This is a genomic window from Pedobacter westerhofensis, assembly GCF_900182595.1.
In the GTDB taxonomy this organism is placed as follows: domain Bacteria; phylum Bacteroidota; class Bacteroidia; order Sphingobacteriales; family Sphingobacteriaceae; genus Pedobacter; species Pedobacter westerhofensis.
Window position 1 is genome coordinate 156,616 of the sequence record NZ_FXTN01000012.1, and the last position, 14,085, is coordinate 170,700.

Sequence of the window (14,085 nt, forward strand, 5' to 3'; positions counted from 1 at the left end):
ATGATTTTTTTTAAAACAGAAGAAGAATTAGAATTAATGCGCCTCAGCGCCATGCTGGTGAGCCGCACCATTGCAGAAATTGCCCAGGCAATAAAACCAGGCATCACTACGCTTAGCCTGGATGAGCTGGCCGGTACCTATATCAGGGACAATAAGGGCATACCTGCTTTTTATAATTTCGAAAGCTATCCCTTTCATATCTGTACCTCATTGAATGATGTGATTGCGCAGGGGCGGCCTTCAGGCAGAGTTTTGCGCGAGGGGGACGTAGTTTCAATTGCTGCGGGAGTGCTGATGAATGAATTCCACGGCGACCACGCCTATACCTTTATCCTGGGCGAAACATCTCCCGAGATCCTGAGGCTGGTAAAGATCGCCAAAGAATCCCTGTTTGCCGGCATCGAGATGGCCGTAGCGGGAAATTTTCTCGGAGAGATCTCCAGTGCCATACAGCACTACAATGAAAAGCAGGGCTTTGGCGTGGTAAGGGACATTGGAGGGCACGGAATTGGACGGGCCCTGTACGAAATGCCACAGGTAGCTAATTTTGGCAGAAAAGCCAGCGGCATAGAGATGAGGCAGAACCTGGTGCTGGCCCTTGAGCCCATGGTAAATCTGGGCAAACAGGGTACCATCGAAGAGAAAGACGGTTCTTACAGAACGGCAGACGGATCGGTGTCGGTACATTTTGAACACAACGTGGTGATCAGGCCGGAGAAGGCCTGGGTGCTCTCTGATTTTGCACCAATTGAAAAAGCCGAAAAAGCCAATAAGAATCTCAATTCTTCGTATTACTAATCATACTTTCAATGACAGCGGAAAACACAAACTTTCACCAGGATGGTGCCCCATTAAAATCAGGTACAATCTTATTAATGGCCATTGCTGCAGGGATCACTGTTGCTAATATTTATTACAACCAGCCTATCCTGAAGGAAATGGCCATATCGCTGCATGCTACAGATGTGGAAATCGGCCGGGTTTCCATGTTCTCACAACTGGGGTATGGTTTAGGGATGTTCTTCCTGATCCCGATGGGGGATATGCTGAACCGTAAAAAGCTGATTTTGCTGCTGATGGCCGCCCTGGCATTTGTGCTGATACTGATGGTGCTTTCAAAAGGCGTCTTTTTTGTATGGATACTGAGTTTGCTGATTGGGATCTGTTCTGCACCGGCACAGATTATCCTCCCTATGGCGGCAAGCCTGGATAAGGTCAACCGCGGTAAAACCGTGGGGATCGTTTTCAGCGGGATCCTGGTAGGCATACTGGGCTCCAGGGTGATCAGCGGGTTTATTACCGACTGGTTTGGCTGGAGAGCAGTGTACGGTATTTCTGCTGTAATGGTAGTTTCTGTTACGATACTGCTAAAGTTATACCTCCCGGATGTTAAGCATAAGTTTACAGGCAATTACCTGGAGCTGCTTAAATCAACGCTGAAGCTGGTAGGCGAGCACAGGATCCTGCGCGAATCGGCCATTCTCGGTGCTTTCACTTTTGGTATATTCTGTTCGTTCTGGACTACGGTCACATTTTATTTGAGTGGCCCTGCCTTTAACTATCATGCAGACACCATCGGACTATTCGGCCTTGTAGCCATAGGCGGTGCTTTGGTGGCGCCCTGGTTTGGCAAGCTTGCCGACAATGGCAATACACGCAGTTCACTGCTGATGACTGTTGCGATGATCATCTGCAGTTTGGTTTTACTCAAAGTGTTTCCGCTTTCGGTAATCGCGATGGTTGCAGCCATCTTTGTACTGGATATTGGTGTGCAGGCTACGCAGATTACCAACTTTGCGAAGATATACTCCCTCGATGAAAATTCACACAGCCGGCTCAACACGATTTATATGACTACCTATTTTATTGGTGGGGGCATAGGTACATTTTTTGGTTTGCTCTGCTGGAAACATGGCGGCTGGGAATTGTCTACCTGGCAGATGCTGATCTGGTCTTTCATTGCCCTGGGAATTGTCTTCTTTTCCAAAAAGTAATTTTTTCAGCGAAACAATTGCTTTGGACGCGGTGTTCTGAAAGAGTAAAATTTAAACAATATTCCGATGAGCAATATATTGACAGCAGGTACCAAAGCACCCGATTTTAACCTGCAGAGCACTGCAGGGACATCTGCAGGCGACGCTGGTGAAATGATTAAACTAAGTGATTTAAGAGGAAAGAACGTAGTTCTGGCGTTTTATCCGGCAGACTGGAGTGCTGTTTGCGGCGACCAGCTTGCTTTGTACAATGAGCTGATCCCAATGTTTGATCAGCTGGATGCGCAACTGATCGGCATCTCTGTAGACAGTGCTTTCTGCCATCAGGCTTTCCGCGAAGACCGTAATTATAAGATCAGCCTCCTGGCAGATTTTGAACCAAAGGGAGAGGTAGCCAGGCAATATGGTGTATACCGCGATCAGGATGGATTTACAGAACGGGCACTTTTTGTGATTGATGCGGAAGGCACGATCCGCTGGAGCTATCTTTCACCTATGGATGTTAATCCCGGGGCAAATCATATCCTCGAAGCATTAAAAGAGATTAAGGAGGGCGTGCAGCATGACTGATAACGGCAATGATTTAAGCATCCCTGTAAATGAAAATGATCATATCCAGGGAAATCCGGATGCTCCGTTAGTTCTGGTAGAATATGGTGATTATGAATGTATCCATTGCAGGCGCGCATACCCGGTGATTAAGAAACTACAGCGCCACCTTGGAGATGATCTTTGTTTTGTGTTCAGGAATTTTCCGCTTGGGCAATCACATCCACATGCCCAGCACGCGGCAGAGGCTTCGGAAATTGCGGATCAGGCCGGTAAGTTCTGGGAGTATCATGATCATTTATATGAGCACCAGGAAGCACTGGATGATGCAAGCCTGCAGGCATACGCTGAGCAGTTTGGTATCGCTGCAGCAGAATTTTCCGGTAGTCTTGAAAATGAAGAATTCAGGGATAAGGTACAAAAGAGTTTTCTGAGCGGTGTGGAGAGCGGTGTGAACGGAACTCCATCTTTCTTTGTGAACGGCAGCAGATATGACGGCGATTGGGAATATGAGCCTTTTATAGCGTATCTTTCCTCGCTGAAATAACACAATGAAATTACCTGTAAAATATAATCCTGTTCCCTTTATCAGGGAAAACTACAAAATCATGTTCAGTTATGTCTTTACCCTGTTTTTTGTGGGTTTGGGCATCTGGTTTATCCAGCATGAAAGAGCAGAACTTCAGCAGGTAAGGCATCTGGTAGTCACTTCCAGGTGGGACTGGATTACTTTGGGGGTTATATTGAGTATCGTCTATGTATTTGTGCATGGAGAGATGTACAAGGCATCATTTGCAGCTGTAGGAAGCCAGGTGGGCCTCAGCGATGCCACCATGCTGTACATGAAACGAAATTTTGTCAGCGTTTTTCTGCCCGCAGGCGGTGTTTCATCACTGGCATTTTTCAGTGGAAATATTGAGAAAAAGGGTGTGAGCAAGTCGCAGGTAAATTTTGCTTCCTCTATATATGGTTTTGTGGGCATACTATCAGTGGTAGTCATAGCTATCCCTGTATTTATCTATGCTATTTTCGAAGGCAGCATTGGCGCAGGAGAATGGTTTGGGCTGGTTGCAGTGTTTGTACTGATTGGGGCTATATATCTGCTCTACAGATCGGTAGCCACTAACGGAAGGCTGTATGTGCTGCTGGTGAGGTATATCCCGATCGCAGATGTTTTTCTGGGGGAGTTCAAAAACAATCAGATCGAACGCAATAGTTTCATCAGGACATTTTTATGGAGCATGCTGATCGAGGTTTTCGGGATAGTGCATATCTATATCGCCATGGTTGCCCTCAACATCCAGCCTTCACTGCTGATTGCAACGGTAAGTTATGTTGTGGGCGTAGTTTTCCTGATTATCTCACCTTTTTTGCGCGGTCTGGGGGCGGTAGAGGCATCCATGACTTTCATGCTGATCAGGATGGGCTATTCTGAGGCTGCAGCTGTGTCGGTCACCTTCCTTTACCGTTTTATGGAATTCTGGATCCCTTTGCTATTGGGAGCGCTTAGCTTTTTGCTGAAGATCAATAAATTGCTGATGCGTATTGTTCCGGCATTGCTGATCCTTGCACTAGGGATCGTAAATATTGTCTCGGTGCTCACCCCGGCCATTCATGAAAGACTGGTATTTCTCAAAAATTTCCTGCCTGTATCCGCGATTGCGGCTTCAAATTACTTTGTGCTGGTAGCCGGGCTGTTCCTGCTGGTAACGGCCGCATTTATGCTGAAGGGCTTACGCATGGCATGGTACTTTGCCCTGGCATTGTGTCTGTTATCGCTGATAGGTAACCTGACCAAGGCTATCGACTATGAGGAAGCCACTTTCTCTGTAATCGTGATTATCGCGCTGATCGCTTCCAGAAAGGAATATTATGTTAAACACAATTCCAGGCTGCGGTACCTGGGCATACAGACTACCTTACTGAGTGTGGCAGCAGTTGTACTGTATGGTACGATTGGCTTTTATTTTCTGGATGCCAGACATTTCAATGTAGATTTCAGCTTTCTCCAATCGGTTAGGTATACCCTTGAGAACTTTGTGCTGGTAGAAAGCGAAGACCTCATCGCGCAGGATTCCTTTGCACAGGGATTTTTATATTCCATCAATTTCAGCGGATTTCTTTCCCTCGCTTTTCTGGTGTATACGCTGATCCGTCCCTATATCCTGAAAGACGTTACCGAGGAGGCAGAGTTTGAATGGGCTAAAACACAACTTGCAAAATATGGTAACTCTGCAATGGATTACTTCAAAACCTACCAGGATAAACTGATTTACCGTTCAGAAGAATTTGAGGGCTTTATTTCATACCGGATTTCCGGCAACTTTGCCGTAGTACTGGAATCTCCTGTTGCTGCAGAGGAAAACGTGAAGCCTTTTATCAAATCCTTTGATCAATATTGTTTTGAAAGTGGTGTAAAGAGCTTTTATTATCGCGTAGCGGAAGAAACACTGGGACATTTTGCCGCCTGCGGAAAAAAAAGCATTTACCTTGGACAGGAGGGAGTAGTAGACCTCAGCACCTTCACTTTGGAAGGCGGCAGCAGGAAATCTATCCGTAATGCGCTGAAAAAGGTGGCTGAAAAAGGTTTTCAAAGCAAAATTTATACTGCCCCGATCAAAGACGGGCTGCTGCAAAAGATCAAATCCGTTTCAGATGAATGGCTGGAAGATACCGAGCGGGAAGAAATTGTATTTTCGCAGGGGATGTTTGACTGGGATGAACTGAAGAACCAGACAATTATCACAGTTGAAAACGCAGAGGAGAAAATCGTAGCGTTCCTCAATGTTATACCCGATTATGCGGAAGGTGAAGGAACGTATGACCTGATCAGGAAAACCCAGGATGCTCCAAACGGTGTGATCGATTTTATCCTCGTAGAATTATTTAAGCACCTGAAAGATAGCGGCTGTACTTCTGTTAATATTGGTTTTGCACCACTATCCGGTCTTGAAGATCCAAAAAACCTGACCGAGCGCTCCATGAAGTTTGCCTATGAAAAGATCCGGTCTTTTTCGCACTACAAAGGCCTGCGCGACGCCAAAGATAAATTTTCGCCTGTATGGTATAACAAATACCTGGTATACGATCAGGATTACGATCTGATCCAGGTTCCTGCCGTTTTATCAAAGGTGATCAAGCCCTGATTGTCCGTTTCCCCAATTCTGTAAAATAATCTGCGTTTTTTTGCATTTTTTTATGTAGAGTATGCAAGAATTGTCATTTATAAATCCATATATTTAAAATATCAACGATTAAAAGGTTTTATTGCTGTTCTGTGCGGTTCTTTTTGTCGTGACCCCGGCAGCATTACTGATTTACTCAAAGGATTTATACAATGAACAATCAAATCTCAAAGTTAGCGGATATATCAGGTGCTGCTAAGCGGGTTATTGCTGGTTTAATGTCCGGAACTTCATTGGACGGACTTGATATTGCGCTCTGTGAATTTAGCGGATCAGGATTTGGTACCCGCGTAAAGTTGCTGCACTTTATCACTTTTCCCTATAAGGAGGCGTATAAGGAACAACTGAAATCAATATCTTTTAAAAAAGAGGTGAGCCTGCAGGAAGTAACCCTGCTCAATGCGGTTATTGGAACATATTCTGCAGAACTGATACTGGAAGCCTTAAAAAAATGGGACTTCCCGGTGGATGCTGTAGACCTGATCGCCAGTCATGGACAAACGATTTTTCATGCGCCCTTTTCCTTTCATCAGAAGATATCGTATCCCGATGCTACACTGCAGATTGGTGATGGCGACCATATTGCAGTAAAAACCGGTATCATTACCCTGAGTGATTTCAGGCAGAAACATATTGCCGCAGGGGGCGAGGGTGCACCACTGGCCGTATACGGCGATTATCTGTTGTTCTCCAGTCTGGATGAAAACAGGATACTGCTCAATATAGGTGGTATTTCCAACTTTACCTACCTGCCGGCAGGGCGCCACGCGGATCTTGTTTTTTCTACAGATGTGGGTCCGGGCAATACGATGATGGACCAGTTTATACAATTGCATTATCCCGGTAAGTACTATGACGAGGATGCGGCAATTGCAAAAACGGGCAAGGCAAACGAGGCGCTGGTGACCGCACTGATGGCAAATGAGTTTTTTGATGACCCCTTCCCGAGAACCACAGGGCCGGAGCTTTTCAATATGGCTTATCTCCGTGCCGCCCAGAAAGCATCCTCACAGCAGGCCCTGCCTCCGGAAGATGTGCTTGCCTCCTTATGTGAATTTACGGCCAGGAGTATCATTGGCGCAATCAGGAATTCGATCCAGGACCAGTCTTTTGAAGTATACCTGAGCGGCGGTGGAATGCACAATCCTCTTCTGGCAGAAAAACTAGCCGGCGGACTTGGGCTTAAGCTTAAAGATACGGCAGACCTGGGTATAGATCCGGATGCCAAAGAGGCCGTTCTTTTTGCCCTTCTTGCCAATGAATGTGTAGCCGGCGGTGATACTGATTATGGCTCGCGGCAGGGAATACCAAGTGTAACCATGGGAAAAATAAGCCTTCCCTAAGAAGAAGGCTTACCAAATATAATAAATCAACAAAACCAACCTATCCAATCCTGAAGTATGAAAAAAACTTTACTCAACCGACCCTGCCAGTGGTCTGTCGCACTGGTGTTCCTGTTCCTGTGTTACGCAGGTATGGGAATGGCCCAAACCCAGGGCTACATCATCAAAGGCGTAATTACAGATGCCCGTACAAATCAAACTATACCGGGTGCCACGGTAAGGATCAGTAATGCCGCCGGCGGCGCCGTAGCCGGCAGTAATGGTGCTTATCAGCTGAGCACTACGCTCAAACCGGGCAAGTATCAGCTTACTTTTAGTTTCATCGGCTATTCGCCGCTGCTAAAGGATGTTGTACTTGGCGGCAGCCCTGCAATAACGCTTGACGCAAAGATCAGTGAAGATTATCTGCGCTTAAACGAAGTGGTTGTTACCGGTACCTCTGTAGCAACAAGCCGTAAAACATTGGGGAATGCCATTTCTACGGTAAATGCGGGCGATATTGCCAACAGTTCTGCAACATCAATTGATCAGGCTCTGGCCGGAAAAATCTCCGGCGCACAGATCACACAAAACTCCGGAAACCCTGCAGGCGGTATCAGTGTAAGGCTGCGAGGTACCAGTACAGTAGCCGGATCAGGTGATCCGCTGTATATCGTAGACGGTGTGATTGTAAATAACAACTCTACAGAGCTATTGGATCTGGGCGGCTATTCCCAGAACCGTATGGTAGATATCAACCCAAATGATATAGACCATATGGAGATCATCAAGGGTGCTGCCGCGGCTGCGATTTATGGATCGAGGGCAAGTAATGGGGTAGTGCAGATTTTCACGAAAAAAGGCAAAGCCGGTAAAACACAGTTTGCTTTCTCTTCACAACTGAAAGTGAGTCAGCTGAGAAAAAAACTGGAGATCAACGAATATCCCTTCCGTTATAACAATACTACGGTAACGGATTTGAGCCAGACACCGGTAACGCGCTACGATTACCAGGATGATATTTTCAGAACAGCTATCGGAACAGAAAACAATATGTCTGTATCCGGTGGTACCGAGAATACCCAATATTATGTAAGCGGCAACTTCCTGGACAACCAGGGAATTATCGATGCTACAAACTTCAGAAGGGCAGGTGTGCGGGCTAAAATCGATCAGAAACTGAATAACTGGTTAAAGATGTCTATCGGTACCAATTATATTTTAAGCACCAGTCACGAAGTGCCAAACGGTGGTATCAACGAGGCTTACGGTGCCCTGACAGGTTTTATCTTCGCCAATAACTATATCAATCCTAATCCTGTTAATGGTGTGTATCCGGCACTGGCCACCGCAGTAGCCAGGACTAATCCGCTCGAAGCAATTAACAGGTTTGATTTTCAGCAGCGTACCAGCCGTTTTATCGGTGATTTCCAGTTAATGGCCAATCCGGTAAAAGGTTTAAACATCAACTATGTGCTGGGTTACGACAATGCTACACAGATAGGTACAGGCTACATTCCTGTGGGGAATACCACTCCAAGTTACAATACAGGATATTCCAGAAGGGCAGATCAGACTACTTTCCTGGTGAATAATGACCTGAACATCTCGTATCAGACTAAAATCAACGACTGGCTGGAATCTACTTCCGGTATCGGGGGCACAGCGCAAAGCCAGAAGACTTATCAGACAGGTATCACGGCAACCTTGCTTGGCCCGATCGGGCAGACCATCAATAACGGGGTTTCTGTAGCTTCCGAGTACCGCAGTGATGTCAATATCATGGGCGCGTTTGTACAGCAGACCGTCGGCATCTTAAATAAGTTTTACATCACCGGCGCTGCCCGTTATGATGAATCATCGGTTTTTGGAGAAAAATTCAGGGGCCAGTTCTATCCAAAAGTAAGCGGTAGTTATGTGGTTTCGAATGAGAAATTCTGGAATGATTCAAAAATTTCCGATATCATCTCCAGCTTTAAGATCCGTTCGTCCTACGGACAGGCCGGAAATTTAACTGCAATCGGTGCCTATGATAAAACCACCTCTTATGTGCCTGTAAACATATCAGGCCAGCCATCTGTTACCTCGCCAACCCTGCTCGGTAATCCTGATATCAAACCCGAGCGCCAGACAGAGTTTGAACTGGGCGCAGATATGAGCTTTCTGAAGGACAGGCTGAGTTTTGAATTTAGTTATTACAAAAAGGACGTCAAAGACCTGATCTTACTGGCCAGTCTTGCCCCATCTGAGGGATACCTGAGCCAATACCTGAATATCGGAACCATGACCAATAAAGGTATAGAGCTGATGGTAAGGGCGGTGCCCATCCTGAAGGATAATTTCAGATGGAATATTTCTGCAACCTATTCAAGAAACCGCAACCAGGTGAACAACATTCCAGGAGGAGTACTGCTGTTTGCGGGTGGATTTAGTCAGGTGGCAGCCGTGAACGGAGAGCCCCTGGGAACTTTTTATTCTACCTATTTTGCACGCAAGGCAGACGGATCATTATTACTGACGGCGGGCGGTTTGCCTCAAACAGAAAAAGTAGGCAGGGATGCCAGCGGACAGCCCTCTGGTGCAACACTGAAAAAGGTTATTGGCGACCCTAATCCGGACTGGATCGGTTCCCTGATCAATGAGATCAGCATCGGTAAACACTGGTCGTTCCGCACACAGTTTGATGCTTCCATTGGTGGCGATGTATTCAATTTCACCAAACGTGTGGGCGACCGCGACCTGTACGGCGGGCTTAAAGGCTATGAGCCGGAACTGAGGGGCGAAGTGCCAAAAGGTACCTCGGCCGCCTTGTTCTCCATCTTTGAAAACTGGATAGAAGACGGATCCTATGTCAAACTGAGAGAAGCTTCGGTGAGTTATGAATTTAAACCTAACTTCTTAAAAACCGGTAATATGAGGTTTAGCCTGTCGGGACGCAACCTGTTATCATTTGATAAGTACAGCGGGTATGATCCTGAAGTTAACGCTGCCGGACAAAGTTCTGCGGTACGCGGCTTTGATTTTGTGGAGGTACCTATCCCAAGAATGATCATCGCAGGTTTAAATATTACTTTTTAAGAATTCTTCAATCGAAACAACATGAACAAGATATATAACCCGATCAAAATCACATTGCTGGCAGGAATGCTGCTTTTTGCAGGAAGCTGTAAAATGGAGACCGTGAACCTGAACGCACCGGCAGAAGAGGATGTACTGACCACCAGGGAAGGAATTATCGGCTTAAGCGTGGGCCTCAGACAATTTGAATCTACCAGCGGTATCAATGCGGCGTATTTTTATCCTGCGGTAACAGCACGGGAATTACAGGGCGTAGCTACTTTTACCAATGTACTTGAACTGGAAGCGGGCGGCACAGCCTTGCCTACGGCCAACGGAAACATTTTAACCCTCTGGTCTAACATGCAGCGCCTGATGACGATGAGCCAGAATGTGATAGACAATGCACCCAAGGTAACTACCTTAACAGGAGGGCTTCTTTCGGGAATTATGGCCAATGCCGAACTGTTCAAGGCCATCTCACTGGCTACGCTTGCCGGGTCTTTTGAACAGTCGAATATCAATACCAGTACTACGGAGAAAGTTAAATTTATACCGCGGGCACAGGTACTTGCCGAAGCAGTGCGCCTGCTGGATGATGCGATTGCCAGGACCAATACTACGCCCGCTACTGCAGAGTTTACTACATTGGTGGCAGGATCTACTTTTGACCTTAAGAGTGTGCTGTACGCCTTTAGCGCAAGATACAACCTGATGGCAGGAAATTACGCAGCTGCCCTGGCGAGTGCCAATCTGGTAGACCAGACAAAGGCAAATGCTTATCAGTATAATGCCCAAAGCGTAAACCCAATCTGGAATAATATCAACACACTAAAATATTATACGCCGAGGACAGGTTTTGGCTTGCCTGCAGATTTATTTGAGACGGCCGACCAGCGGCTGAATTTTTATGTGAATACCAGCACACGAACGCTTACAGGTTTTGGCATTACGCAAACAGGCAATGTGCCCGTGTACCTGCCGGATGAAATTAAGCTGATCAAGGCAGAAGCGATCCTGAGGAGCGGTGGTGCGTTAACTGATGCCCTGACGCAGATTAATCTGGTGAGAACACAGGCTGCAGGAGATCTCTTCGGGGTAAATGCAGGATTGCCTGCGTACAGCGGAGCAGTTACACAGGCAGATCTGCTGACAGAAGTATATCGTCAGCGTTGTGCAGAGCTGTTTCTTAGTGGTCAGCGATGGGAAGATTCACGCCGTTTCGGGCGCCCGTTTTCGCTGACCAACTTCACAGAGCGAAACAGGAATTTCTACCCTTATCCTGATCAGGAAAGATTAAATAATCCAAACACTCCGGCAGATCCGGCGATTTAACTACACAGATGAACAAAAAAACAGCTCGTTTTATTTTATACGCAGTTTTCTGCTGTACCGGAACTTTAGCCGCACAGGAGACGCACCAAGGCAACCTGTTGTGGCTTCAAAAGGAGCGTAATGCCGAGAAGAATACGGCTATTATCAATAATGACAGGGGCTTGATACCCATCATTAGCCTAGAAGGCCTGGATGCTGCAAGTGTCAGCCTGGGCGCGGCCAATAGTGCGGCCTTCAATGCCATGCTCAGCAAATATGTAAAGGTGGACACCATGCCGGGATATCCTGTCTCAGACCCGACCGGTTATGCGCATCTCAACGACGATCTTAAACTTTGCAGAACGGCAATCTTTCAGCTTTCAGATGCAACGGTTTACGATCAGCATCTGCTGGCATTTTTAATGGAAATGGAGAAAACCAAAACAGTTATTCTGGCTATTTCCGGAAAAACTGACCACAGCGGCTTTTTTAAAGGATTAAAGGCCCCGGTACTGTGGTGTAAAAATGACATTCCTGAAGGGGCTGCTGTACTTGCACAAATCATATTTGGCGGGATCAGCCTGGATAAAAAGCCCATTCGTTTGAAATATAGTGTTGCAGAAGATGCCGGAGTAAACCGGGCTAACCTGGACAGTATTGCCCTTATAATGAAAGAGGCCATTGCGGCCACCGCTGCGCCCGGAGGCGTAGTGATGGTGCTGAAAGATGGCAAGGTGATCTATAACGAAGCTTTTGGCAAACATACCTATACCGGAAACCGCAAAACGCTGACGACGGATATTTTTGATATGGCTTCGCTCACCAAAACATCGGCCACCACACTGGAAGTGATGCGCCTGGTGGAACAGGGAAAACTGGGACTGGACAGCACGATCAGTAAATATATTGCCAGGACACGCAGTATGCCGGATAAAAAAGATATTATGGTGAAGGAAGTGATGCTGCACCAGGCAGGGTTTACGCCTTTTATCCCTTTTTATACCCAGCTTAAACCTGGTGACATGAGCACCCTGAAATCTGACCAGTACCCAACTGAGGTAGCGGATAATTACTACATCCGCGCTAACTATTATCAGGATGTGATGTGGCCGCAGATGCTGGCCGATAAAGCCCTTACCCGCGGCAGGTTTATCTATAGTGACCTGAGTATGTACTATATGAAGGAGATCGTCGAAAAAGTTGCTGCCACACCGCTCAATGTGTATACGGATCTGAATTTCTATAAACCCCTTGGCATGCAAAGTGCAGGTTTTCTGCCTAGGGACCATTTCCCTAAAGACAGGATTGTGCCTACCACCGAAAATGACAGCTGGTTCAGGGATATGCTGGTGCAGGGTTTTGTGGATGACCCCGGCGCCGCAATGGCTGGCGGCGTAAGCGGCCACGCCGGCTTTTTTGCTTCGGCCAACGATATGGCAATACTGTATCAGATGCTATTGAATAAAGGCAGCTACGGCGGACAGCAATATTATAAGCCTGAAACTGTGACTACTTTTACCTCCGGACAGTCTAAGGTGAGCCGCAGGGGTTATGGGTTCGACCGTAAAGATCCCGACCAGTCTAAAGGTTATCCTTCATATCTGGCATCACCGCAGGTTTTTGGTCACACCGGTTATACCGGTACCTGTGTATGGGTAGACCCATCCTGTAACCTGGTCTATATTTTCCTGTCAAACAGGGTTTACCCTGATGCGAAAAGAAATGCACTGCTGAGCCTGAATATCAGGAGCAGGATCCAGGATGTGATCTACAGGGCGATAAAAAAAGGAAATAACTAAATCAGCGTAACTGCTTTGGCATACTGGCTCAACTGCGGATGTTTGGGCTCAAGGTCTGTGATCACATAATTGATCGCATTGAGGTTGCAGACCTTCATTTTATGTATAGAATTCATTTTTTCGGCAATGCTCATGACTGCTGTTTTTTCTGCACAATTGATCATTGCCTTTTTGATCTGGATCACCTCCCAGTCTGAATCCGTGATCCCATCCTGCAGCGAGATCCCATTGGTTCCCATAAAGCAGAGGTCGGCTTTGATATCAGACAACTGGTTGATCACCTGTGCACCTACACAGATCTGTGAATTTTTAGCCAGCTGGCCGCCAATCAGGTGTACGTCGAGATTGGAATGTTCCGTCAGTTCAAGCGCCAGCAGGGGGCTTACAGTAAAGAGCGTACAGCTCATGTTTTCGGGCACCATCCTTGCCATTTCGATCATCGTTGTTCCGCCGCCGGTGAGGATCACCATGCCGTTCTGTATCAGTTTGAGTGCTTTACGGGCAATTTCTTTTTTGGCATCCCGGGCATAAACTTCGTTCTGCTGGAAGGGATAATGGAACGATTTGGAGATGGCCCCACCGTAAACTTTTAAGATTTTTCCGGTTTCGGCCATCTCGTTTAAGTCGCGCCGGATCGTATCTTCAGAAACATCAAGCTGCCTGCTCAGATCAGCAGAAAGCACTTTATTGTGAATGTTGATTTGTTTAATGATATAAGCCTGTCTTTCGTCTTTTAGCATGCGGAACTGAAATTTATTTACTCAAATATATCTAAAACAGGAACGCCCAATTTGCAATGATTTGCATCATCTTATATTTTTACATTCAGGTTTTAAAACATTCTTTACTTTTAACTGTCCTTAAC

The 14,085-nt window shown here is 46.5% G+C and carries 10 protein-coding genes; 9 read left to right on the forward strand and 1 reads right to left on the reverse strand.

The genetic code is table 11. The features are described 5' to 3' along the window. The 9 genes from map (at position 1) to FN831_RS22015 (ending at position 13,220) form a co-directional block, all read left to right on the forward strand. Positions 1-798 carry a type I methionyl aminopeptidase gene (map, locus tag FN831_RS21975; protein ID WP_142530352.1) on the forward strand — a complete coding sequence of 266 codons (798 nt, stop codon included), beginning with the start codon at positions 1-3 and terminating at the stop codon, positions 796-798. Positions 799-809: 11 nt separating this feature from the next. After that, positions 810-1,994, forward strand: coding sequence for an MFS transporter (locus FN831_RS21980; protein ID WP_142530353.1), 1,185 nt, complete (start codon positions 810-812; stop codon positions 1,992-1,994). Between the two features lie 66 nt (positions 1,995-2,060). After that, the gene (locus tag FN831_RS21985; protein WP_142530354.1) at positions 2,061-2,564 is read left to right on the forward strand and encodes a redoxin domain-containing protein; all 504 of its coding nucleotides are present in this window, start codon (positions 2,061-2,063) and stop codon (positions 2,562-2,564) included. Then, positions 2,557-3,090, forward strand: a complete 534-nt coding sequence (locus FN831_RS21990) for a DsbA family protein (protein WP_142530355.1) — start codon at positions 2,557-2,559, stop codon at positions 3,088-3,090. Before FN831_RS21985 ends, FN831_RS21990 begins: the two co-directional genes overlap by 8 nt. Before the next feature lie 4 nt (positions 3,091-3,094). Continuing rightward, positions 3,095-5,689, forward strand: coding sequence for a phosphatidylglycerol lysyltransferase domain-containing protein (locus FN831_RS21995; RefSeq protein ID WP_142530356.1), 2,595 nt, complete (start codon positions 3,095-3,097; stop codon positions 5,687-5,689). Positions 5,690-5,880: 191 nt separating this feature from the next. Continuing rightward, entirely contained in the window at positions 5,881-7,071 is a 1,191-nt protein-coding gene (locus tag FN831_RS22000) for an anhydro-N-acetylmuramic acid kinase (protein WP_142530357.1), read from the forward strand. A 57-nt stretch (positions 7,072-7,128) separates the two neighbouring features. Next, positions 7,129-10,128 (forward strand): SusC/RagA family TonB-linked outer membrane protein, encoded by a 3,000-nt coding sequence (locus tag FN831_RS22005; protein WP_142530358.1) that lies wholly within the window; start codon positions 7,129-7,131, stop codon positions 10,126-10,128. A gap of 21 nt (positions 10,129-10,149) precedes the next feature. Then, positions 10,150-11,442 (forward strand): RagB/SusD family nutrient uptake outer membrane protein, encoded by a 1,293-nt coding sequence (locus FN831_RS22010; RefSeq protein WP_142530359.1) that lies wholly within the window; start codon positions 10,150-10,152, stop codon positions 11,440-11,442. 8 nt (positions 11,443-11,450) lie between these two features. Then, positions 11,451-13,220, forward strand: a complete 1,770-nt coding sequence (locus FN831_RS22015) for a serine hydrolase domain-containing protein (protein WP_142530360.1) — start codon at positions 11,451-11,453, stop codon at positions 13,218-13,220. Here FN831_RS22015 and FN831_RS22020 read toward each other — a convergent pair. Further along, complete coding sequence (locus tag FN831_RS22020; RefSeq protein WP_142530361.1) at positions 13,217-13,960, reverse strand: DeoR/GlpR family DNA-binding transcription regulator; 744 nt, start codon at positions 13,958-13,960, stop codon at positions 13,217-13,219. The two genes, FN831_RS22015 and FN831_RS22020, sit on opposite strands and share 4 nt — an antisense overlap. Positions 13,961-14,085 lie beyond the last annotated feature (125 nt).